Source organism: Mucilaginibacter celer (genome assembly GCF_003576455.2).
GTDB lineage: Bacteria > Bacteroidota > Bacteroidia > Sphingobacteriales > Sphingobacteriaceae > Mucilaginibacter > Mucilaginibacter celer.
This window is the reverse complement of record NZ_CP032869.1, coordinates 5,760,528-5,782,010: the sequence shown is the minus strand read 5'-3', so window position 1 is coordinate 5,782,010 and position 21,483 is coordinate 5,760,528. Positions and strand designations below refer to the sequence as shown.

At 43.5% G+C, this 21,483-nt stretch carries 23 protein-coding genes; 13 read left to right on the top strand and 10 right to left on the bottom strand.

What is annotated here, in order from left to right; all coding sequences use genetic code 11:
* Positions 1 to 66: 66 nt before the first annotated feature.
* Positions 67 to 696 (top strand): NAD(P)H-dependent oxidoreductase, encoded by a 630-nt coding sequence (locus HYN43_RS23935; RefSeq protein ID WP_119406430.1) that lies wholly within the window; start codon positions 67 to 69, stop codon positions 694 to 696.
* Between the two features lie 133 nt (positions 697 to 829).
* Here the strand turns inward: HYN43_RS23935 and HYN43_RS23930 are convergent, their stop codons facing one another.
* Positions 830 to 1,843 (bottom strand): LacI family DNA-binding transcriptional regulator, encoded by a 1,014-nt coding sequence (locus HYN43_RS23930; RefSeq protein WP_119406429.1) that lies wholly within the window; start codon positions 1,841 to 1,843, stop codon positions 830 to 832.
* Between the two features lie 208 nt (positions 1,844 to 2,051).
* On the opposite strand from HYN43_RS23930, the gene HYN43_RS23925 reads away from it, so the two are divergent.
* Both HYN43_RS23925 and HYN43_RS23920 read left to right on the top strand, forming a co-directional pair.
* Entirely contained in the window at positions 2,052 to 2,417 is a 366-nt protein-coding gene (locus HYN43_RS23925) for a response regulator (RefSeq protein ID WP_162996609.1), read from the top strand.
* Between the two features lie 120 nt (positions 2,418 to 2,537).
* Positions 2,538 to 2,768 (top strand): hypothetical protein, encoded by a 231-nt coding sequence (locus tag HYN43_RS23920; RefSeq protein WP_119406427.1) that lies wholly within the window; start codon positions 2,538 to 2,540, stop codon positions 2,766 to 2,768.
* Positions 2,769 to 2,955: 187 nt separating this feature from the next.
* Here the strand turns inward: HYN43_RS23920 and HYN43_RS23915 are convergent, their stop codons facing one another.
* The 3 genes from HYN43_RS23915 to HYN43_RS23905 all read right to left on the bottom strand — a co-directional run bounded on the left by HYN43_RS23915 (position 2,956) and on the right by HYN43_RS23905 (position 5,580).
* The gene (locus tag HYN43_RS23915) at positions 2,956 to 3,690 is read right to left on the bottom strand and encodes a heavy-metal-associated domain-containing protein (RefSeq protein WP_119406426.1); all 735 of its coding nucleotides are present in this window, start codon (positions 3,688 to 3,690) and stop codon (positions 2,956 to 2,958) included.
* A gap of 245 nt (positions 3,691 to 3,935) precedes the next feature.
* Complete coding sequence (locus HYN43_RS23910; RefSeq protein WP_119406425.1) at positions 3,936 to 4,496, bottom strand: helix-turn-helix domain-containing protein; 561 nt, start codon at positions 4,494 to 4,496, stop codon at positions 3,936 to 3,938.
* A gap of 13 nt (positions 4,497 to 4,509) precedes the next feature.
* Complete coding sequence (locus HYN43_RS23905) at positions 4,510 to 5,580, bottom strand: serine hydrolase domain-containing protein (RefSeq protein WP_119406424.1); 1,071 nt, start codon at positions 5,578 to 5,580, stop codon at positions 4,510 to 4,512.
* A 212-nt stretch (positions 5,581 to 5,792) separates the two neighbouring features.
* On the opposite strand from HYN43_RS23905, the gene HYN43_RS23900 reads away from it, so the two are divergent.
* The 8 genes from HYN43_RS23900 to HYN43_RS23865 all read left to right on the top strand — a co-directional run bounded on the left by HYN43_RS23900 (position 5,793) and on the right by HYN43_RS23865 (position 12,404).
* Entirely contained in the window at positions 5,793 to 6,755 is a 963-nt protein-coding gene (locus HYN43_RS23900) for a heme-binding domain-containing protein (RefSeq protein ID WP_119406423.1), read from the top strand.
* Between the two features lie 4 nt (positions 6,756 to 6,759).
* Complete coding sequence (locus tag HYN43_RS23895; RefSeq protein ID WP_119406422.1) at positions 6,760 to 7,227, top strand: hypothetical protein; 468 nt, start codon at positions 6,760 to 6,762, stop codon at positions 7,225 to 7,227.
* A gap of 195 nt (positions 7,228 to 7,422) precedes the next feature.
* Positions 7,423 to 7,974 (top strand): RNA polymerase sigma-70 factor, encoded by a 552-nt coding sequence (locus HYN43_RS23890; RefSeq protein WP_119406421.1) that lies wholly within the window; start codon positions 7,423 to 7,425, stop codon positions 7,972 to 7,974.
* On the top strand, positions 7,971 to 8,954 hold the full coding sequence (locus tag HYN43_RS23885; RefSeq protein WP_119406420.1) for a FecR family protein: 984 nt from the start codon (positions 7,971 to 7,973) through the stop codon (positions 8,952 to 8,954). Before HYN43_RS23890 ends, HYN43_RS23885 begins: the two co-directional genes overlap by 4 nt.
* Before the next feature lie 16 nt (positions 8,955 to 8,970).
* Complete coding sequence (locus tag HYN43_RS23880; protein WP_119406419.1) at positions 8,971 to 11,112, top strand: LA_2272 family surface repeat-containing protein; 2,142 nt, start codon at positions 8,971 to 8,973, stop codon at positions 11,110 to 11,112.
* 91 nt (positions 11,113 to 11,203) lie between these two features.
* Positions 11,204 to 11,374 carry a hypothetical protein gene (locus HYN43_RS30510; RefSeq protein WP_162996607.1) on the top strand — a complete coding sequence of 57 codons (171 nt, stop codon included), beginning with the start codon at positions 11,204 to 11,206 and terminating at the stop codon, positions 11,372 to 11,374.
* A 32-nt stretch (positions 11,375 to 11,406) separates the two neighbouring features.
* On the top strand, positions 11,407 to 11,796 hold the full coding sequence (locus HYN43_RS23870; RefSeq protein WP_162996606.1) for an outer membrane beta-barrel protein: 390 nt from the start codon (positions 11,407 to 11,409) through the stop codon (positions 11,794 to 11,796).
* Positions 11,763 to 12,404 carry a hypothetical protein gene (locus tag HYN43_RS23865; RefSeq protein ID WP_162996605.1) on the top strand — a complete coding sequence of 214 codons (642 nt, stop codon included), beginning with the start codon at positions 11,763 to 11,765 and terminating at the stop codon, positions 12,402 to 12,404. The genes HYN43_RS23870 and HYN43_RS23865 overlap by 34 nt, the downstream gene beginning before the upstream one ends.
* 74 nt (positions 12,405 to 12,478) lie before the next feature.
* On the opposite strand, the gene HYN43_RS23860 is transcribed toward HYN43_RS23865, so the two are convergent.
* The 3 genes from HYN43_RS23860 to HYN43_RS23850 form a co-directional block, all read right to left on the bottom strand.
* Entirely contained in the window at positions 12,479 to 13,981 is a 1,503-nt protein-coding gene (locus HYN43_RS23860) for a TonB-dependent receptor (RefSeq protein WP_119406415.1), read from the bottom strand.
* Positions 13,982 to 14,164: 183 nt separating this feature from the next.
* Positions 14,165 to 14,776, bottom strand: a complete 612-nt coding sequence (locus HYN43_RS23855) for a hypothetical protein (RefSeq protein WP_119406414.1) — start codon at positions 14,774 to 14,776, stop codon at positions 14,165 to 14,167.
* Positions 14,777 to 14,835: 59 nt separating this feature from the next.
* Positions 14,836 to 15,330 carry a hypothetical protein gene (locus HYN43_RS23850; RefSeq protein ID WP_162996604.1) on the bottom strand — a complete coding sequence of 165 codons (495 nt, stop codon included), beginning with the start codon at positions 15,328 to 15,330 and terminating at the stop codon, positions 14,836 to 14,838.
* A gap of 135 nt (positions 15,331 to 15,465) precedes the next feature.
* Between HYN43_RS23850 and HYN43_RS23845 the strand changes: the two genes are divergently transcribed.
* Positions 15,466 to 15,723: a hypothetical protein gene (locus tag HYN43_RS23845; protein ID WP_119406412.1), complete on the top strand. Its 258-nt coding sequence runs from the start codon at positions 15,466 to 15,468 to the stop codon at positions 15,721 to 15,723.
* Positions 15,724 to 15,817: 94 nt separating this feature from the next.
* Here HYN43_RS23845 and HYN43_RS23840 read toward each other — a convergent pair whose 3' ends face one another.
* On the bottom strand, positions 15,818 to 18,271 hold the full coding sequence (locus tag HYN43_RS23840) for a tetratricopeptide repeat protein (protein ID WP_119406411.1): 2,454 nt from the start codon (positions 18,269 to 18,271) through the stop codon (positions 15,818 to 15,820).
* Between the two features lie 426 nt (positions 18,272 to 18,697).
* Between HYN43_RS23840 and HYN43_RS23835 the strand changes: the two genes are divergently transcribed.
* Complete coding sequence (locus HYN43_RS23835) at positions 18,698 to 20,212, top strand: cryptochrome/photolyase family protein (protein WP_119406410.1); 1,515 nt, start codon at positions 18,698 to 18,700, stop codon at positions 20,210 to 20,212.
* 26 nt (positions 20,213 to 20,238) lie between these two features.
* Here the strand turns inward: HYN43_RS23835 and HYN43_RS23830 are convergent, their stop codons facing one another.
* Both HYN43_RS23830 and HYN43_RS23825 read right to left on the bottom strand, forming a co-directional pair.
* On the bottom strand, positions 20,239 to 20,622 hold the full coding sequence (locus HYN43_RS23830) for a YybH family protein (protein WP_119406409.1): 384 nt from the start codon (positions 20,620 to 20,622) through the stop codon (positions 20,239 to 20,241).
* 75 nt (positions 20,623 to 20,697) lie between these two features.
* On the bottom strand, positions 20,698 to 21,468 hold the full coding sequence (locus tag HYN43_RS23825; RefSeq protein ID WP_119406408.1) for an isocitrate lyase/PEP mutase family protein: 771 nt from the start codon (positions 21,466 to 21,468) through the stop codon (positions 20,698 to 20,700).
* Positions 21,469 to 21,483 lie beyond the last annotated feature (15 nt).

Below are 21,483 nucleotides of genomic sequence, written 5' to 3'. Positions count from 1 at the left end.
GCATGGCTAAACATATATGTTTAAACACATATATTTGTTTCAACAAAACATTCAAAAAGAATAGTCATGTCATTAGTAGAAAAATTACAATGGAGATCGGCAGTAAAAAAATTCGATTCCAGCAAAAAAATAAATGCAGAGCAGTTAAGCGCTTTAAAAACAGCCATCCAATTGGCCCCAACTTCATTAGGCTTACAATCATTTAAAGTTATTGTAGTTCAGGATGCCGAAACCAAACAAAAACTGCGTGCAGTAGGGTATGACCAGGCGCAGATCACCGATTCGTCGGCTTTATTTGTGTTCGCATCATTAACCAACCTCGACGAGGATTTCGGTAAAAAATTCATCGATTTGGTTGCCACCACCCGCGGTATTGCCCGCGAAGCCCTTGCCGGTTACGAGCAAATGGTATTGGGTACATTAGCCAGCCGCACCGATGAGCAGAAAGTGGCATGGTCGCACAAGCAGGCTTATATTGCCTTGGGTGTTTTATTATCAGAAGCAGCCGAACTTGGTGTTGATGCCGCCCCGATGGAAGGTTTTGATGCAGAAAAATTCGACGAGATTTTGGGCTTAAAAGAACAAGGCCTAACTACTTCAGTAATTGCAGCAGTTGGCTTCCGTGCCGAAGATGATGCTTACAGCAAAATGATTAAAGTACGCCGCCCGCAAAGTGAGCTGTTTATTGAGGCGTAAATTTTAAGTGATTGGTTGATTGAGTTGATTAGGTGAGTGATTGTTTTTTGGAGAATAGTTGATTGCTTTTTCTTGTTGCTGAGGAAAAGGACTATTTCCACTTAACAAAACCATTCACCTAATTAACCACTCACTATTCACCAATCGAAGATTTCCTGATATAAAGCTTCGATTTCAATACATGCTCTTTTTTAGCTACGCCGTTGCCGTTATTTTCCAATGCTTCAAATAGCAGTGTGGCAGCTTTAACGCCCATTTCGTAAGCCGGCTGGGTTATGGTTGAGAGGGCAGGTGCCAGTAAGGGGGCCACCCTAAGGCTCGAGAAACTGATCACTTTTAAATCATCGGGGATGGAAATTCCCAAATCATTACATACATAATAAGTAGCAAAGGCCAAACGCTCCACCGAACTGAAAATGCCATCGGGCTTAACATCCTGCAGTACTTTTTTCAGTATTTTATAGTTTACCTTTTCGTCGTTGCTGCAATCAATCACCAGGCTATCGTCGAAGGGCGTTTTATGTTTGGCGAGGGCATCCTGGTAGCCCTGCATACGCACTTTTCCAATCGAGATACTTTTATTTACCACCAGGTAAGCAATTTTTTTACACCCGGTTTTGATGAGGTGCTCCGTGGCCGAAAAGCTGCTGTCGTAATCGTTAGTGGTTACTTTGGCGGCATCAATATCTTCGTAAACTCTGTCGAAAAATACCACCGGGATATGTTTCTTTTCCAACTGGCGCAGGTAGTTATGATCGTTGGCTTCGCCCGATACTGACATGATGATGCCATCGGCCTTGCCATTGTTAAGGTAGTTTACAAATGATACCTCCTTTTCAAAAACATCATCTGTGCGGTAAAGCAAAATGTAAAATCCCTTTTTTCGGGCTACTTCCTCGATGCCGTTAATGGCCTGCGAAAAAAAATCGTTGGCAATTTCGGGAACAATTACAGCAAGTGTTTTAGTTTTTTTATCGCGCAGGTTACTGGCGTAATGATTTGGCAAATAGTTGTGTTGTTTGGCATAGGCCAGGATCCGCTCTTTGGTATCCTTGTTAATATCAGTATTATCATTAAAAGCCCTTGATACTGTTGATGTGGATATATTGAGTTCCTTTGCAAGCTTTTTAATATTGATACTATCCATTTTCCGGGCAGCTAAAACTGTTTACTGAAACCAAATGTAATAAAACAGATCAATTGTGATTAAACATTGACATTATAATTGTTAAAATATCATCACAAAAATCCAGCTAATTAGGACACCTTCTTTTGCCGCCGAAGCCGTGTTTAACTGTAAGTTAATCAATGGCATGGGCTTTGCATTGCTATTGTACAGAAAGGAGGATACAACCATGACCGGTAAAATATTAATATTGGAGGATAACGAGCTGATGATAGAGGTAATGACTTATATCCTTCATAACCATGGCTACGATGTAATTTCTTCAACCCGGGCCGAACTGGTATTTGATCACATTAAGGCAAACCGCCCCGACCTGGTAATCCTGGATACTCAGCAGGCCGGTATGGATAGCCAGGAAGTTTGCAGGCTCATCAAATTAAACATCGCTACCAGGAAGCTGCCGGTAATAATTTGTTCGGAAAGTGAAGAGAATGATGCCGTTTTGAATCACCAGGGTGCTCCCGATGGCATTTTACATAAGCCCTTTGGCATGAACAACCTGATTAGAACCGTTCAATTCCAGCTGGCGGCTTAAGTTATTTTTTAATTTAAACGGTTGAATACTAAATTTTTATAATACTATTTGCCGATAAGCGCAAAAGCCTGTTGCTTTTGCATTTGCTGTTGTGTATGTTTACTGCCAGAGAAGATAAAGATGGGACTGCCACTACGAATAACCTTTAATGATACCGATTACGTGTATCAACTCAATACCTCGCCAATTACCCCTGCCACCAGCGAACTTGAAATTTTATTAAATGGCGAGAAGATCATCCTGCAAAAAGATGCCCGCCGCGTATGGGTACAAGCCGGCGAAGGCCCGGTAATTGAACCGGATTTTGCCCAGGCCTTGGGAAGATCGGTAGCGTTGCGGTTTAGGATGTGATAGGGTTTATATTCAAACCATTTTAATTACAAATTGTCATTTCGACGACCAGGGGTGGCCTTTGCGAATGAGGGGAGGAGAAATCTTCTACGCCCTGTTATTCATTACGCGTGGTGTAGAAGATTTCTCTTTCGCCCCCGTACTTCTGCCCCCCGCGGCTCCATCGAAATGACAAATAGGAGGAAGTTTACATCAACCCCAACGTCACAATTCCCATCACAATCATCAGCCCATCCTCAATAATAGTAACCGTGCTCATGGGCAAATTAAACACTGCGCCCAAACATGCGCAACGGATCTGCCTTTTATTAAACACACTTTGTAACACGCCAACCAGGCTTATGCTCATTACCGCCACCATTATCGCATTAATAATCACGGGAGCAACATCAAGCGCAAAAGCGATCCCTAAACCCAACTCAACAAATACATAAACAAAACCCCATCCTTTCCAGCGTTTGGCAACAATATCATACATGCTATAACTATCAGCAAAGCCCCGGATATCTAACAGTTTAAAAAAAGAGAATACCAGGAAAAATCCACTCATAAAAACCCGCATCATGGTCATGATGCTAAAACTGCTGTGATAACCCGCTATCAATGAGACTACCAAAAGATAACCGAAGATGAGCAGGATAGGTTTATAAGTTTGAAGCCATGTCCTGTTTTCCTCATCGCCAATAGCGCCGCTCACCTGGTGGTGGTGGCTTTCGGCTTCGCTAAGCTGGTATTTGGGATACGCAGCTAAGGCCTGTTGAAGGTCGGCAGTGGCTACGTGTTTTTTCATGGTGATATCGGCGGTGCCTTCGGCCAGTGAGATCTCTACTTTTTCAACGTTAGCAACCTGTTGTAAAAGCCCTTGCACTTTGGCAAGGCAGCCGGTACAGGTCATCCCGGTGATGTTATACGTGTGTGTCATGGTAATTTTATTGTTTGTTGATACAAAATTACCGCAGGATGGGAGGGTAGATGTTACAGGATTATGGGTATGATTTATAAGATTTACAGGTTAATGGTGGGTTGATTAACACACATAATGTCATGCCGAACTTGTTTCGGCATCCCACACGCTAAGCAACCATGCTAAGCAAAGCAGGCGAACTGTCCTGTGGATTCCCGAAACAAGTTCGGGATGACGATTTTTTATTGGAGGGATGAACCGGTTTATATATCCTCCAAATTCTTCCGCTTGCTCCCCTGCAAAGCTTTAAAAGCCGAAGGTGTTAACCCGGTAACCTGTTTAAACTGGCTGGAAAGATAAGCCACACTGCTATAACCTAACCTAAAAGCAATTTCCGAAAGGCTCAACTCATTATAAACCAGTAATTCCTTCACTTTTTCAACTCTTTGGGCTATGAGATATTTTTCGATAGTGGTGCCCTCTACCGCGGAAAACAGGTTGCTGAGGTAACCATAATCGTAATTAAGTTTTGAGGTAAGCACCGCCGAAAGTTTTAATGGCGATTGCCCGTCGGCATAATGCACCTGTTCAATAATTAGAGTTTTGATCTGCTCGATGAGGCGGCTTTTTTGATCGTCGATCAGTTCAAAGCCCAATTCATTTAACGATGAACTTAGCTGTTTAAGCTGGTCACCGGCCGGGACCTGTTCCAGTTCCACTTCACCAAGCTCGATGCTGAGCGGGCGCAGGCCTGCCTTTTCAAGTTCGCTTTTCACCATTATTTTACAGCGACGGCAAACCATATTTTTGATGTACAGCTTCATGCTGGTAAAAATACTATTTCACGGCTTCACCCACCAATTGCTTCAACTCTTTGTAACGCTGCTGGCGGCCATCGCTTTTAATATAAAAACAAAGCATAAAAGCCGCATATTGCTTAGCCTTATCTATCCACGGAAAACTCCCAAACAATCCCGGACTGCTTACCGTATGCGCATCAAACACCCACTCGCCATAGCCATAACCTAATCCACCGGCCTCGGCGGGGGTGTAGGTTATTTTAACATCCGGTGTAATTCGGTTTACCTGCATCTGGGTAATGCTGTTTTCGCTTAAAATATGTTTGCCGTTAAATACACCACGATTCAGGACCATGGTTAAAAAGTTCAGATAATCTTCGGAGGTACTATATGCGCCGCCTGCCGGTAGGGCTACTTTGGCATGGCCAAAATCGGTATTCTTTATGCCAAGCGGTTGGGCAATGCGCTCTGCAAACAGGGTTTCGAAACTTTTACCGCTTATTTTTTCGAGGATGGCCCCGGCAATTTGTAATCCGGCGTTGCTGTAGTGAAAAACTTTGCCTGGCGTACCTTCCATGGGCAATGCGGCGATATCGGCCATGGCATCATCCATCGAGTTTTCCTGCCGCATCTCTTCGAGGCTTTCTTTTAAAGGCGAAGTTTTAATACCTGTTTGGTGCGAAAGGCATTGGCCAATGGTGATCATCCCCTTACCATGCTGCGATAATACGGGCAGGTATTTGCCAACGGTATCGGTGAGTTTCAGTTTGCCTTCGTCAACAAAAGTCATCACCAAAGCCGCGCTCAGCCATTTGCTGCAACTGGCTATGGCCACTTTCGATGTGCTGCTAAAATCATCCAGATCGGCTTTTTTGCCTTGTTTACGGGCTATCATGCGGGTAACAAATTTTTGCTTGATGCTCATGTTGTTTTCGGCATGGTTGTAAATCAGTTTGCCATCCTTATATACAACCAGCACAACCCGGCCGCCCATTTCTGCAGCATTGTTTTTTAGCCAGATATCTACCTGGTTAAAGTTGGCTTGAGCATGGGCTTTGATAGCGCAGCTTATGATGATGGAGAGAATAATAAAAACTCTTGTTTTCATGATGATTAACCATTCGAAGGTACTAAGCTAATTTAATACTTATCACAGATAACAGCCATTCAAAGAGTATCAAAAGCGGCAAAAAAACATAATGTTTTGTAAACTCAACTTCCTTTTTTCCCTGTTTAACGATTGTTTTTCCCTGCTCAACTAATTGAAGCTGCCGTTGTTATGTATTGTACTTTTCTTTGTATCACAAAACCGAAAGGGCTATGAAAACCGATAAAAAACCGTTATACCAGCGAAAAGCATTTATCATCATTTTAATATTGCTTGCAGGCTTTATAGGCATCCAGTTTGTACGTCCGGATGTGCCGAACCCACCTGTAACCGGCGATTTTACTGCCCCTGCCGATGTAAAAGCTATTATTCAGCGGGCCTGTTATGATTGCCACTCTAACCAAACCAATTTGCGATGGTATGATAAAATAGCACCGGTGTACTGGGGCGTGGCCGGGCATATTAAAGATGGCAGAGCCGGTCTCAATTTTTCGGAATGGAACAAGTTTGCCCCCGCCGATCAGAAAGCAAAGTTGTGGGAATCCATTAACCAGGTGCTGGCCGGGGCTATGCCTTTGCCAGGTTACACTGCGGTACATACCGAAGCTAAATTATCACCGGCGGATATCAACATATTAAAAAACTATCTCGCAGGTATGATCCATAGCAAACCTGCCGACACCGCTGCCATTAACGCTGCAGACAGGCAATACCAACACTGGCAAGGTAAATCAACTTCGTTCGCAAAATTGCCGGTTGCAGCTAACGGCATAGCCTATATCCCCGATTATAAAAACTGGCAGCCCATCAGCACAACCGATCGGGAGGATAACAACACTCTACGGGTGATTTTCGGTAACGATGTGGCCGTTAAAGCCATTAAAGAAAACAAGATCCACCCCTGGCCCAACGGAACCATTTTTGCCAAAGTGGCCTGGGCCCAATTGCAGGATAAGGACGGTACCACCCACACCGGCGAGTTTAAACAGGTGGAATACATGATTAAAGACGATAAAAAATACGCGTCGACCGCGGGCTGGGGCTGGGCCCGTTTCAAAACGCCTAAGATGGTCCCTTACGGCGGTGCCAACGTACTGTTTGCCAACGAATGCGTAAGCTGCCACAAACCATTGGCCAACGAAGATTTTGTATTTACCCAACCCATTAAACACTAAACCCATGAAAGCATTACATATATTTTTAGGCGGATGCGCTTTATTGCTGGCTGCCTGCTCAAATAACAAATCGGTTAAATTATTCAATACCGATGCCGCGCTCCCTGCGTCGCCAAAATATAACCTCGACGGGTTTAAGGTGATTACATCCTTTGTGAACAAAACAAAAGCTACAACGAGCACGCTTTACGGTAACGATGCGGCTTTGAAATCGGCTCTTGATGGTAATAAATCACTTGCCGCGGGTGAAGTTTTTACCCTGGTTACCTGGAAACAGCAGGATGATGAGCATTGGTTTGGTGCGAAGATTCCATCAAAGGTACAAACAATTGAGGTGTTGAAAACCGGTGCTACTGGTGTATTTGATTATAGCCGCCTGGAAGGGAAGGAGTTAACATCGTCTAAAGATACTTTAGGGCAAGGGGAGAGGATAGGGTATATTTTGGGGCAGAAGCCTTCGGTTATGCCCTAAATAAAATCTTAATAATTGTAGGAGGCCGGTGCATCAATATGATGTATCGGCCTTTCTTTTTTAAAAACGCTCAAAAAATCTTTCCTTCCGCATAGGGGTAAGCTCCAATCTTGTTGTCTCCCCGTTAATAAATGTTTAAAATAGCACAATTAACATCAGCATTTGCAACAGGATAATACCAATACAAGTCCGTTTATGCTATATTTAAAGGTAAATGAACCCGAGTTTGATAGGGTTTACCTGGAGCACTATGCCGCGCTGCACCACTACGCTTATACTTTGCTGGAGGATAGCGCGCATGCGGACGAAATGGTGCAGGATGTTTTTTTGAAGATTTTGGAGCGGGATGAACCTTTAAGTATCCATACATCGCTCAAGGCTTACCTGTACCGGTCGGTACATAACGAGTGCATGAATTACTTTAAGCATCAAAAGGTTAAACAAAAATATCAGCAGCGTAATATGCACCAGGCCGATAACCATACCGAACATGCTTTAAATAAGCTTCAATACCGGGAGTTTGAGCAGCAGCTGCTCAAAGCCATTAACGAACTGCCCGAACAATGCCGCACCATTTTCCAGATGAGCCGGTTTGACGAATTGAAATATGCCGAGATAGCCGAACAGTTAGGCATCTCCATAAAAACGGTAGATAACCAGATGGTAAAAGCGCTTAAACGTTTACGACAACAACTGGCCGACTACCTGCCTTTATTGATCTGCTTTTTAATTAAAATATTTAAATGAACCAACGTTTACATATAACAGATGAGCTGCTGATTAGCTATATGCTTAACGAGGTTTCGGCAGAGGAGGCCCTGCATGTTGATGGCTGGCGTAATCTCGATGCTGAAAACGAACGCCGTTTTGAGCAATTCAGGCTGATATGGGAAAGCAGCAAAAATTTTAAGGCGGATACCGGTATAGATGCTCATGCCTCTCTGCAAAAAGTAAAACAACGCGCTGCCGAAACAAAAGAACAACAGGTTAAAATAGGGCCTATGCCTGGCAGGTTTAACTGGCTGAAAATAGCCGCGTCCATTATCTTCATGGTGGCTTGTGGTTGGATCTGGGTTACACGGTTCGCCAACCCTGTGGTGCAGGTTGAAAGCAAAGCCGCCATTAAAATCGATACCTTATCAGATGGTACAGTTGTAACCCTTAATAAAAACACCCGGTTTAATCATCCCGAAAAATTTACCGGCGACCAGCGTTTGGTAAGCCTTGTTAGCGGCGAAGCATTTTTTAACGTAGCGCACAATAAGGCAAAACCTTTTATTATAGCCGCAGGTAAAGCATCGATAAAAGTAATGGGTACATCATTTAATGTAAAAAACAAAAACGAAAAGGTTGAAATTATTGTAGAAACCGGGTTGGTGCAGATAAGCAATAGCGTAAATGGCCTGATGATTATGCTTAAGCCCGGCGAAGTAGCAGTGTTTGATCCTCAAACCGGCAAGTTTACCAAACAACACAATCCGGATAATTTATACCAGTACTATCGTGATAAAAATCTGGTATTTAAAAACATCCCGCTGTCGCGCCTGGTGGCCGTATTAAATGAAGCCTATGGAGCTAATATAGCAATAGCACGCAGGGAATTAAACAGCATGCAAATAGCAGGAAGCTTTAATATAGATGAAAGCCTGGATATGAAGTTAAATGTGATAGCCATGGCGTTAAATATAACAGTGGAAAAAAAGCAGGATAGGATTATCCTTAAATAAAAACACAAACCGTTTGATGATATCTACAGCTTTCAAAGTACCTAAAACCTGTCGCCTGATTGTTTTGCTATTGCTCGTGTTATGCACTGGCAGGTCAAATGCGCAAAGTATTTTTAACAGAAAGGTATCGGTAAACGCCGAAGGTGTTGCCCTCGCGGATGTTTTGCAGGAGGTAAGTAAAAGGTGCGAATTCCATTTTTCGTACAAAGCGCAGTTATTACCGCAGGATAGTTTGGTAAGTATAGCCGTAACCAACCAAACGGTGGGCATGGTTTTAAGCAAGCTTTTGCACGATAAATACAATATCCGCGAGTATCAAAACTACCTGATCATCACCGAAAAACTACCCGGACTGGCTTTTTTAGATACCGATATCACCAACGATAACAACAACTATTCGGTAAGCGGACTGGTGGTAAGTGTACGAACCGGCGAGCGCCTCATGAACGCGAGCGTTTATGTAAAAGCCCAATTGGTTTCGGTTTTAACGGATGAGCACGGCTATTTCCGCATTAAATTCAGGGCAGATAACCCGGGGCAAATCAGTGTCACGGCAAGCAAGGTGGCTTACCAGGATACCACCATTAATTTCTTGCAGTCGGTATCAGTTCGCAGCCGTTTTAGCCAGGATGGTTATAACAGTACCATAATAAGGAATAACAGGGTAGAGCGCACCGGTATCGGACGCTTTTTTATATCTGCCAAACAGCGGATCCAAAGTTTAAACATCCCCGACTTTTTTGCGCACAGGCCATTCCAGGTTTCTTTAACGCCGGGGTTGAGCTCGCATGGTATGTTTAGTCCGCAAGTGGTTAATAAGTTTTCGTTGAATGTAGCCGGAGGATATACCGCAGGGGTTAATGGCTTTGAGTTTGGCGGCCTTTTCAACATCAATAAAATGGATGCCAAATATATGCAGGTGGCTACGGTTTTTAATTTGGTTGGCGGATCGGTTACCGGTATTCAACTTGCCGGGGTGAGTAACCGTGCTTTAGATACTGTGTGTGGTATGCAGCTGGCAGGTTTTATAAATAAGGGCGATGGTACCGTTGCAGGAATCCAGCTTGCGGCACTTAACAACAGCGCCCATAAATTAAAAGGCTTGCAAATAGGTCTCGTTAATATTGCCGATACTTCTATGGGCGCCAGCATTGGCTTGCTTAATATCATCGGAAATGGGTTTTATCGGCTATCGGCAACTACTAATGATATTACCAATACCAACCTCTCGCTTAAAACAGGTAGGCACGGTTTTTACAGCGATTTGCTCATCGGCACCAATATCTCTGCTGGAAATAAACTTCACTCTTTTGGGCTGGGTATAGGTCATGATTTTATGCTGAGCGATAAATTTTATGTTTCGGCCGAGGCTGCTTATCAGTTTGCCTATACCGGTTTATGGGATGATAGATGGTTCCAAATTAAAACATTGCTTAACCTTCAGGTATCCAAACATATTAGCCTATTGGCCGGACCTGTATTTCACAGCTATAACCACAGCGGCTCATTTCACCTGGATGGCTATAAAAACATCACCCATGTTCCTGATTACCCAGACCAGCCTGCCGACAACGGACACCAAACCCGTAGCTGGATAGGATGGGAGGCTGGTCTGGCTTTTAATTCGGTTTTTAAACCGATGAAAAAGGTTGTTGATAATAGCCGCGCCTGGTATTTAGGTGCTGCAATTACAGTGGGACTTGGCTGGGACAACCCCTACACCAAAGTTTACGGTGCGGAGTTATTTGTTCAGCGCGATCTGGGTGAGCATCTTTCGGGAGTGATTACTACAGGTTTTACATCGTTCCCGGTTGATAAGGGATTCCAACCGTTTTTCGGCAACGATAGTGTAAATATCTACGATGTATCGCGCCGGATGATACCGCTTAAGTTTGGCGTTCGGCTACGCACAGGCACCGCTTTTTATATTTCGGGCGATGTTGGCATAGCTTTCGGACTGTTTAATCAGCCGGTTTTCTCGTCTTTCGATATTTTCACTAAACCCCGTTACAGGGCTTATAATGCTGCAATGATCTCTGCCGGGGCGGGCTTCAGTTTCGCTGGAGGCTTAGAAGCCGGGTTTAAGTTTGAAGATTATGGATTTTTCTACAAAGAATTTGCTTTAAGGCTGGGATACAGGTTTAAGTTGAGCAGGTAGGATAGAAATAATAATTTGAAAATAACTCTGAATAAAATAATCCGGCATAGGGGTAAATCGGCGTCTTGTTGTCACATCCTCAAAAACAGCAATGAAGAGGTTTCGCCTGCTTAAAATTGTCCTGCTATCGGTTTTCAGTGTTTTGCTTACCGGCGTTTATATCTCCTGCCTGCTTAAAAGCTGGCAACTGGTGGCGCTGCTGGTATTCGCGCTGAGTGGCTTCATCATTAAAAAAGCGGTTGATCTCCTTCATGTTGATTAAACCTGTTAGATCATCTAAAATTATTACACCACATGAAACATCTATTTTCATTATTTATCCTGATCATTCTTTCGGCAACCATGGCAAACGCGCAAAGTAATAATAGCAGTTGGCGGGTTGGCTTTGGTATTGATGCCGGCATAACAACATCTGATGCTTTTAAATATGCCCTTGGCGGCGATATTCATATTCAAAAAGATTTTAACCCTCAGATTTCCGGAACATTGACTACCGGCTTTAGTCACTTTTTTGAGAAAGATCATTTTGCCGGTTACAGCCAATATGCCAGCCCCTACAACGTAATTCCCATAAAACTGGGCGTAAAATATTTTGTAGGCGATAACCTCTATTTGGGCGGCGAGGCCGGTGCCGGGTTTGCCTTTGAACAATGGGGAACATCTTTTGTATGGGGCCCTCGGTAGGCATGGCCTTTAAAAACGGCATCGACCTAAGCCTGAAGTATGAGGATTATACTAAAGATAAAGCTACTAAAACACTTGGTTTACGTCTGGCTTACGGCTTTAGCGCCGTAAAAATGGCTGTGCACAAGAAAGCAGGGTGTTCGGTAAATAATAGTGATACAGAGATAGGCATCAGTATTAATCCCGGCGTTGATGTTAACTCATCAAATAATAAAATATTGGGTGGCGATATTGCCCTTTATCAACCCGTAACGAATAACCTGATGGCTACCTTTTCGGCAGGGTTTACGCATATGAACCGGCAGTATCTTTCAACCTATGGCTTAATGGATGGCAATGGCAATATTTATTATAACAACAACCTTACCGTACGTAACATAGTACCTGTTAAAGCAGGTTTAAGGGCATTTTTGGGGGATGTGTTTTACCTCGGTGGCGAAGCGGGTGTCGCTTTTGCATCTAACCGGAATACTTCGTTTGTTTATACGCCATCATTGGGTTTTAAACTTCGTAATGGGTTGGATATTGGTGCGAAGTACGATAATTACAGCCATAGGCTAATACAGGATGCTTTATCGCTAAAACTGGGCTACCGTTTTAAGCTCTGATAATGTTTAATGACAGTAAACAGAAACGGCGTGACGAATTTACCCTCATCACGCCGTTTTTTTTAATCAAAAAATTAAGCAATATCAATCTCCGTCCTCGGATCGGCTTCTTTTTCGGCAGCCAGCTTTTGTTGTGCTAAAACCTCGGGCGATTCGCAGGCGTAACCAAACAGGCAGCGCTCTTTAATAATGGTGGCTACTTCTGCAGGTACAAATTGTTCCCAATCGCCTGCTCCCTGTTTAATTAGCTGTAGTACATTATCGGTATCAACGTTCAGGTTGCTTTCGTTATAATGCCTGATATCCTCAATTTTATTGTTGGCTATCAGGTAGCGGTACAAATCAATCAAATGTGCGGGCAGGTAAAAACGTAAACAGTTCCAGATCACGCCATCGCGCAGGGTAGGGTAAATAAACAGCTTCACCTTACGGCTAAACAGCGTGGCGAACGATTCGAGAATTCCGCCGGGCAAGTCTTTATAATGCTCTTCCGAAAAGATATACTCAAGGTTAGGGAAGCCCAGTACCACGCCCATTTTAAGTTTGGTGATTTTTGAAAGATAGGCCACCAGCTTATAATACTCGTGAAAGTTGGAGATCATTACCGTTTGGCCCAAGGAGCAAAGAATATCCACCCGGTCAAGAAAATCCTTCTCGTCAATATCGGCATTGATATCGGCGTTGCGTTCTTTCAGGGCCTGCAGGGTGAGCTCGGTAAGTACCACTACGTTATCTTTATCAACATCGGCTTCCTGTAAAAATTGTTTAACGCCGGTGTTCAACATATCCATGTGCACGTTGATAACCGGGCGGAAACGGCCGCGCACCACCACAATGTGTTTTTTATACAGGGCTTCAGATGGCTGCATGTTTTCTCCATCGGGCCCGAACAGTGCTGCATCCGAAAAGCCGTATTTTACCAGGTGAAGGCTCATCAGGCGGTTATCAACCTTGGTAAAGTTTGGCCCCTCAAAGCGGATCATATCAATCTGGATCCTGTCGCGCGAGAGGTTGTCCATTAGCGAAAGCAGGAAAACCGGCGGAATCTCGTTATAATAAAAACAGGCGTACATCAGGTTTACACCCAATATGCCTACGGCCTGTTGCTGCAGGTTATTATCGTTGTCCAACAGTTTAACGTGGATCACCACATCATTATACTGGCCGTTAGGTTCTAACTGAAAACGTACCCCCATCCAGCCATGGCCTTCGTTGGTTTTGTTGTAGTTTAGTGCCGATACCGTATCTGCAAAAGCAAAAAACGTTGAGGTGTCGCCGCGCTGTGCGCCAAGGCGCTCAATGATCAAACCGTATTCGTGGGCAAGCATGGCCATCAGCCGGGGTTCGCTTACGTAGCGGCGGGTTTGCTGCACGCCGTAAATGGCATCCGAGAAAAGCATATCGTAAGCCGACATGGTTTTGGCGATGGTGCCCGATGAGGCTCCGGCTTTAAAAAAGTTGGCTGCTACGTCCTGTCCGGCTCCAATTTCGGCAAATGAGCCATAAATTTCGGGGTTAAGATTAATGGCCAATGCTTTTTGCTTGGTCCCAATATCTTTATTGTGAATGGCATTCATACCCATCAAATTATTATAGTTTACTGTTACCAGTAGTATAACCGTGCTAAGAAGACCTAAAATTACACTTTTTATTGCAAAGAGGTGTTAACAGAATATAACAAAATGATAAAGCGTTGATTTTAAATGTAGCTATGACATAAAACACATTTGTTTCCCATTGACAGTTGTTTCTGAAGGAGTTTACGGCCTCCGCATCGCTATGTTTTTATGCACCCACATAACCTCTTCTTCCGGCGAGGTGGAATCAACCGTACTGCTTACCCGGCTAAAGGTAGCCCCGGGAAAATCATAAGGTTGGCTATCGTCAAAAAACGGGCCTACAACGCCCAGTATCCAGTTGCCGTTGGCCCAATGAGGTGCGTAAACCCGGTATTTAAACACCTCGTAATGGATAAAATTATTGCGCCCGTCAAAATCTATGGTAACTCTTTTAACATGCTCAATTTCATCCGGACATGCATCCAGTTCGGTTGGGAACTCCAACCAAACGGCAAGCGAGCTTTCAGCGCCTTTTATCAGCGTAAAATATTCTTCCGGAAAAAGATCCAATAACATAAGTTCTTTCAAATACAAAAAAGTATCATAGCGGGTAAGCGGGTTTTGGGCAAAGGGTAACACATCTTCGGCAGTAAGGCCAGCACGGCTTTCCGTTTTATTATAAAGCGGTAAAATCCTGGCCGAACGCTCCAGTTCCAGTTTCTGCTTTTTCTTTTTAACATCAAACAGCCTGAACGCGGCGAAAGCCACAATGAAAACAATAATGGTAATGATGATAATACTTGTTATATCCATAACATTACAGATCTGAATTTTTTGATATTTCGCTGTAAGATTTGGGCTAAGTTAGGATATTAGGGATGTTTTACAACCATCGGAAAATCTACGTTCAATGTTTTCCCCGCAGCCGGGGCCGAAATTTTTAAAACCAGATCCCATGGATTAACGGCACCGTCAACGTTAATGTCCTGGTACTTGTTTCCGCCAACCGTACCGGGAGGGGTTTGCGCCGGCGAATAGTCGATATCGTGCTGCGAATCAAATTTACCGATGAGCATGTATGAACCGTTTGCCGGATCGAGCGTCCATTTATAGGATTGATGAGAAAGATAATAGGTTTTGCCGGGGACTACATCAAACTGAAGCCGGCCGTTATTATCCGCCTTGGCCGATACCGAATCGGCCGACCAATAAATCCGGTGCTCATCGGTTAATAAAGAAACGTAAACGTTTGGTATCGGCGCACTGCCCGATTTTACATTTACAATAATATGGGCTTTGCCATCCTCTTTTTTACAGGCGGTAAAAAGTAACGCGACAGATAGAATAGTAAGAAGCTTGATCCGCATAAATAATTTGTGATTAAGGTTGGGCGAAAATAATGAAAAACTACATACAAAGGGTTGCCGGTTGCTTAATTGATTTTGCGTTGATGTTTTTAACAACAGCCATTTAATACACACAGAAGTATTTAAGTTTGCATCATGAAAAATTTTAAGGTTGAAGCAGAGGGAGCCGAGTTTGATTTTGTAACCATGCATGTGCGCGAGGTAAGGTTATTCCAGGTATATGTGCAGCATGAAGGCGTCACCCACCGTTTCCACATGCAAAAAAATGAGGATGGCGACTTTAAAATAATGGATAAAGACCATTGCCCCGCCCAATACCATATTGCCGAAGAATTGCTGAGCAAAGCCATAAAAATTTACGGCGGCGAAGAGCGGAAGTCCGCGGGAGCGTAGCTCTTAATAGATTTTATAAGAGACCGAATGGCAGTTTATTAGTATGCTATAATTTACAAAGGAGCCCGGCAATTGTACCGGGCTCCTTTGTAAATTATTCAACAGTAATAACTATATCAAAATATCCCTGGTTATTGGCCGCATCCGAGTCGTTCACTGCAAATTGCAATACACCGTCTGCGGGAGCTACCAAAGTGCGGTTGCTGCCGGCCAGTGTCCAGCCGCTTGCCACTTTAACCATAACTGATCCATGGGGCATAGTTGGGTCAATGCAATAAGATTGAAAGCCACCGATGCCATCCGGGCCGCCAATGCCGGCAATCATACCAAAATTTACTCTGCCATATGAAGCAATTTTAATTTTCTGCCCGGCATTAAGCATAATATTACTGGATACTTTCGAACTCAGCGTTGCTCCGTATACTTTTTTATTACCGGATGAGTAAATGAACTTCGCGCCGTTAATTTGCATTTGCTGGTTTTCGCGGCGGTTTTTATAAGCACCCATAAATGATTTGAAAATGCCTCCCAGCAAATCAGGTCCATCGTTTGAGCTATACAGGTCGCCGGTTTGAGTATCCCGGTATATGGTGTGCTGGTCGCTCAGGTCGATATTGGTTAGCACGTTCATAAAATCGTTTGAACGGGCTTGTTGCGCAGTATTGTCGGCATCGCCGGTACCATGCAGCCTGGCCTGGTTGGCCCAAAATCGTGATATGATAACATCTTTTGGGGTAACTGAGCCCTCAAGATACATATGTGCCAGTAGCGGCATGCAAGCGGCCGAGCCTGCCTGGGCTGCCTTTTTAGCCCATGTAAAAGCGGCTTTTTCATCTTTAGGAACACCCGTAGCTCCATCCAAAAACAGGTAGGCCAGTGATGTCATGGATACGTTATCGCCAAGGGCAGCTGCTTCTTTGTATAAAGCCAGTGCCTTAGGGATATTTCGTGGCAAACCCACACGGCCGTCCAGGTAAATACGGGCAAGGTAATTTATTGCCACAGTATTCTTAAGATTGGCAGCTTTGGCAGCGTACAAAACAACCTTTTTTGGGTCGGCTTTATGATCATCATCATTTAAATCGTAAATCCGGGCCAGGTACATCATTGCTTCCGGATCGCCAAAGGCATCTCCTTTTTTATACCATTCAATAGCCTGCGAAAAATCTTTACCTACCGAATATCCCATTTGGTAAAAACGACCAATATCAGCAGCGGCTTTTACCAGGCCTTTATTGTAAGCTATCATCAAATAACGGTAGCTATCATCATATGCGCTATCGCGGGCAAGGTATTTGGCATAATCATAAACTGCAGGTAAAAAACCCGCTTCGGCCGATCGTTTAAGGAAAGCTCCGGCAATATTGCGGGAAGCATCGCCTGTTAAGCCAAAGCCAACAGCATAAAACATGAGGTATTGTGCTTCGGCGTCACCGTTTCGGGCCCCGCTTAACACATCTTTATATGCTTTACGCCCCAGCGCTACCCCAGCTTCCTCATCGCCCGAGTAGCCGCCCTGTCCCATCACGGTAAATATCGCCTTCCACATGGGGGCCATTTTATTACCGCTTAACGCAAATTGGTTCAGGCCGGTTACTATAGGTGCCGACATGGCTTTATCAAATCCGTAGTACGGTTTCAGCACGGATAATATCTGGTCGGAACTTTTGTTAACCGTTGTTTGATCGTTCAGGAAAAACGGTATAGTAGCCAGCGAGAATTTTTTGGTAAAAAGTGTTACATTGTTAAATGCTCCTGTAACAGTAAAGTGTATTGAGTCTTTTGGAAGGTTGAACCCGGAAACAAGATCGGCTTCGGGGTTAAGGCCTTTTTGTTTGGCTAATGAAAATGTTCCGTTATTGCCTTCCATGCCTTTTATTTCGGCATTGGTTTCAAGCATTGTCATGCTAAGGTTAATGCGCTGCAAGTCGTAATCCGAATTGTTTTTTACCGAAAATGAAAGTACGCCACGGTCGTTATATTTAATTTGGGGTGTTTTTTCACTGTTTACAAATTTCAGCCCGCTCACCTCGATCAGGTCTTTTACATAAGCTTCATATTCGCCGGGAAAGTCGTTGTTTTTTTTGGTGTATTCAACATTCGGCGCGTTATTCTGCAATAACTTTTCTTTACCTTTTGATTTTTCGTATCTAAAGCTTCCCGCGTCGAGCCTTACGTTCATGGTAGCCTGGCCTATTATACCCAGATCCGAATAATTTAGTATGCCTTTTGAGAAACTGGCAACAGTTTGGGTTAGCGCGTTTTCTTTTTTATCGCCAACATTGCTTTTAAAATTAACCCGGGCGTTACTAAGGTTGTTTAGGTTGAAGTTGCTTGTATTAATCTTGAACGTGGTTGCTTCTTTAATAAGCGTGATTCCTACATAGCCCCCGCCGGGTGTTTTAGCGAGGTATAGCGAAAGTTTATACTTTTTATTGTTAACGTTTTGCTGTGCTTCCCAGGTGCCGGTTAGGTCTTGCGCCTGCAAGCCGAAAGAAACTAATAGCAAGCAAACTTTGATCGCTAAAAATTTGATGTGGTGTTTCATGGAGGTTTAGGAGTTTTAATGCCCTTAATTGTGGTAAAATAGTATTGTTTAGACAGTTGAAGTTAATACAAAACATTTGATTTTCAATTGATTGTGTGTTAAAAAAAATAATAAAACAATATTTCCTCAAAGGCAATAATTGTTATTGTGGATATATGTGCTTTAGTATAAATTTATTTTTGTTGCCGGATAAATAAATTGGAGAGTAAAGCAGTTGAAAAAACAATTGTATAAGTTTACAATAAGAGAAGAAAGGATAAGACAGAGCCGAAGTTTTTAAAATAGAATAGCCGTATTGCTACAGGCCAATAAGGCAGGCTTAAGGTTATCGCTCCCGCAAAATAAAGATCTAAAATCATCAGTTAGCGGCGTCCTCATTCATTACATTGTGGTAAAACATATTTTACCCGTACAACTTGTTAATAAATGGATTACAACAGTGCTACACTTATATTTCCTCACCAGTTATTTAAGCAACATCCACAAATAAAGCAATCGAGGCAGGTTTACCTGGTTGAGGAAAGCCTTTTTTTCAATCAATACAACTTCAATAAAAAGAAGCTGGTATTACACAGGGCATCGATGAAATTTTATGCCGGCGCGTTATCAGCAAAAAATATCGATGTAAAATATATTGAAGCTCATGATGAGCTTGCTGATATCCGAAAACTTATAATCGCCCTGGCTAAGCAGGGCTTTAAACATATTTATTATGTTGATACCGCGGATAACTGGCTTGAAACACGGCTTAACAGCGCCTGCGCTAAACACGATATAGCACTTTCTAAATATAAAAGTCCCAATTTTCTTAACAGCCCGGAGGATGTGGCAGATTTTTTCGATGAAAAGAAAACCTACTTCCAAACGGATTTCTATACCCATCAGCGTAAGCAGCGTAACATCCTGTTGGAGCCGGACGGGAAACCTATTGGCGGCAAGTGGACTTATGATGCCGAGAACAGGTTAAAGTTTCCAAAAAACGACATAGTGCCCTTGCTGGATGTGCCAGTAGAAAACGGTTACGTGAAGGAAGCCCGGCATTATGTAGATAAAAATTTCGCCAATAACTACGGTAATACATCATCGCCCTTTGGTAACCTGGGCGGCTTTTATCCAACAACACACCACGAAGCCGAACAATGGTTGGATAGCTTTTTGAAGCAACGCCTTCAAAATTTTGGTGTTTACGAAGACGCCATGGTGGCAAACGAAAGTTTTTTATATCATTCGGTATTAACACCCATGCTTAATATAGGTCTGTTAAATCCGCAGCAAATAATTAACAGTGCGTTAGATATAACTGCCGATGCAGATATTCCACTAAACTCATTAGAAGGTTTTATAAGGCAGGTAATGGGCTGGCGCGAGTTTATTCATATTGTTTATGAGCGTGAAGGGGTAAAACAGCGCACTAAAAATTATTGGGGCTTTAAACGCCGGATCCCTACCTCGTTTTGGAAAGGCGATACCGGTATCCACCCGGTTGACGTGGTAATAAAAAAAGTATTGGCTACAGGGTACACCCACCATATTGAGCGCCTGATGGTGATGGGCAATTTCTTTTTACTGTGCGAGTTTAACCCAGATGACGTGTACCGTTGGTTTATGGAAATGTATGTAGATAGCTATGATTGGGTTATGGTGCCTAATACCTACGGCATGACCCAATTTGCCGATGGCGGCCTCATGATGACTAAACCCTACATCAGCGGCAGTAATTACCTGCTGAAAATGGGTGACTGGAAAAAAGGCTCGTGGCAGGATGTGTGGGATGGCTTGTTCTGGCGTTTTATGCATGTTCACCGCAATTTTTTTCTGCAAAACCCGCGTTTGGGGATGTTAGTGAAAACGTTTGATAAAATGCCTGCCGAAAAGCAAAAGACTCACCTGCAAAATGCCGAAGCATTTTTAAGTAAGCTTGATAAGCAGACCGAAAGGTAAATTCGGTCTGCTATTAAAATGATGCTTCAATGAGCTTTAAGTACACTCTCGGCCCCAAAGGCATGGTCAATAATAATTTTCCAACCACCATCCGCTTGTTGTTTCATTACTTCGATGCCTTTAGCGGCAACTTTAACCTCACCACCATCGGTAATACTCCATTCAGATCGGCCAAGGGCAACATCACCGGTTTGCACACAATAAACGGTTTTAATTTGCATGGTGCCGGGAATGGCTAATATTCCGGTTATAGCTTCGGTCCATCCGGCTTTACCGCTTACTGTTTTTTCCGGTTCGGGAAACATGATCCCTTCGGTATCATACATACTTAATACGGTTTGCAGGTTTTTAGTGTTAAATGCCGCCGCTAAACTTGCGTGTGCTTCCTGTGCTGTTTTTGGTAAGTTCATTTTTATTTTTTTTGTTTTGGATGATTTTTTTGAATGTAGAGAGGTATAATCACGACTCTGTAAATGCCGGTTTAATCAGGAAAACAGAGAACCGAAGCCCTTATCGTTAAAAATTTGTGTGGCTGCTTTCCCGGCATCTTCATAAAGCTTGCTGAAAAGAAAGCCACCCATGCTAATCCTTTTTACGCCCAGGTTAGCCAGCTCATCAAAGCCGGGGAGTTGCGGCATGCACATTACGTTAACAGGCAAAGTAGTAGCGTTTACAGCTGCAGTTATATCAGCCGGGGTAGTTATGCAGGGCGTAAAAATTCCGGAAGCCCCGGCGTTTTCATAATGTTTGATGCGACCCAGCGTTTCATCAAGCGCGTTGGGCAGGCCAAGCAAAAAGCCGTCTGTGCGAATATTTAGAAACAACTTAATATTGTTGCGGCTAAGGTGATTGGCAATGGCCGAAATGGTTTTCGCAAAATCATCCGCCGGTTGAAGTGTGCGTGCTGAACCGGCAACGGTATCTTCGATATTGATGCCGGCAACGCCTACGTCGGCCAGTTTTTCAATATTGGTAATAATGTCGTTTACATTACGGGAATAGCCCCCTTCAATATCGGTAGAAAACGGGATGTTAACCGTTTCAACCACCCGTTTTGCCAGCGAAACTAAAATATCAAAGGGGAACTGCTCGCCATCGTCATAACCGTTGGCTATGGCTACTGCCTGGCTTGAGGTACCAACGGCCTGGTAGCCGGCGGCTTCAAATATTTTAGCGCTTTGTACATCCCAGATATTGCCTAATAACAGGGGAGAGGACTGCTGATGTAGCTGTTTAAATTTTTCGAACTGATTCATACAACGATGTTTTTG

Coding starts and splice junctions, on each gene's coding strand:
- HYN43_RS23845 (WP_119406412.1), top strand. CDS start 15,466: ATGAAAAATTTTAAGGTTGAAGCAGAGGGAGCCGAGTTTGATTTTGTA.
- HYN43_RS23850 (WP_162996604.1), bottom strand. CDS start 15,330: ATGCGGATCAAGCTTCTTACTATTCTATCTGTCGCGTTACTTTTTACC.
- HYN43_RS23865 (WP_162996605.1), top strand. CDS start 11,763: ATGGGGAACATCTTTTGTATGGGGCCCTCGGTAGGCATGGCCTTTAAA.
- HYN43_RS23935 (WP_119406430.1), top strand. CDS start 67: ATGTCATTAGTAGAAAAATTACAATGGAGATCGGCAGTAAAAAAATTC.
- HYN43_RS23855 (WP_119406414.1), bottom strand. CDS start 14,776: ATGGATATAACAAGTATTATCATCATTACCATTATTGTTTTCATTGTG.
- HYN43_RS23910 (WP_119406425.1), bottom strand. CDS start 4,496: ATGAAGCTGTACATCAAAAATATGGTTTGCCGTCGCTGTAAAATAATG.
- HYN43_RS23925 (WP_162996609.1), top strand. CDS start 2,052: ATGACCGGTAAAATATTAATATTGGAGGATAACGAGCTGATGATAGAG.
- HYN43_RS23840 (WP_119406411.1), bottom strand. CDS start 18,271: ATGAAACACCACATCAAATTTTTAGCGATCAAAGTTTGCTTGCTATTA.
- HYN43_RS23905 (WP_119406424.1), bottom strand. CDS start 5,580: ATGAAAACAAGAGTTTTTATTATTCTCTCCATCATCATAAGCTGCGCT.
- HYN43_RS23830 (WP_119406409.1), bottom strand. CDS start 20,622: ATGAACTTACCAAAAACAGCACAGGAAGCACACGCAAGTTTAGCGGCG.
- HYN43_RS23915 (WP_119406426.1), bottom strand. CDS start 3,690: ATGACACACACGTATAACATCACCGGGATGACCTGTACCGGCTGCCTT.
- HYN43_RS23900 (WP_119406423.1), top strand. CDS start 5,793: ATGAAAACCGATAAAAAACCGTTATACCAGCGAAAAGCATTTATCATC.
- HYN43_RS23860 (WP_119406415.1), bottom strand. CDS start 13,981: ATGAATGCCATTCACAATAAAGATATTGGGACCAAGCAAAAAGCATTG.
- HYN43_RS23930 (WP_119406429.1), bottom strand. CDS start 1,843: ATGGATAGTATCAATATTAAAAAGCTTGCAAAGGAACTCAATATATCC.
- HYN43_RS23885 (WP_119406420.1), top strand. CDS start 7,971: ATGAACCAACGTTTACATATAACAGATGAGCTGCTGATTAGCTATATG.
- HYN43_RS23895 (WP_119406422.1), top strand. CDS start 6,760: ATGAAAGCATTACATATATTTTTAGGCGGATGCGCTTTATTGCTGGCT.
- HYN43_RS23890 (WP_119406421.1), top strand. CDS start 7,423: ATGCTATATTTAAAGGTAAATGAACCCGAGTTTGATAGGGTTTACCTG.
- HYN43_RS30510 (WP_162996607.1), top strand. CDS start 11,204: ATGAAGAGGTTTCGCCTGCTTAAAATTGTCCTGCTATCGGTTTTCAGT.
- HYN43_RS23870 (WP_162996606.1), top strand. CDS start 11,407: ATGAAACATCTATTTTCATTATTTATCCTGATCATTCTTTCGGCAACC.
- HYN43_RS23825 (WP_119406408.1), bottom strand. CDS start 21,468: ATGAATCAGTTCGAAAAATTTAAACAGCTACATCAGCAGTCCTCTCCC.
- HYN43_RS23835 (WP_119406410.1), top strand. CDS start 18,698: ATGGATTACAACAGTGCTACACTTATATTTCCTCACCAGTTATTTAAG.
- HYN43_RS23920 (WP_119406427.1), top strand. CDS start 2,538: ATGGGACTGCCACTACGAATAACCTTTAATGATACCGATTACGTGTAT.
- HYN43_RS23880 (WP_119406419.1), top strand. CDS start 8,971: ATGATATCTACAGCTTTCAAAGTACCTAAAACCTGTCGCCTGATTGTT.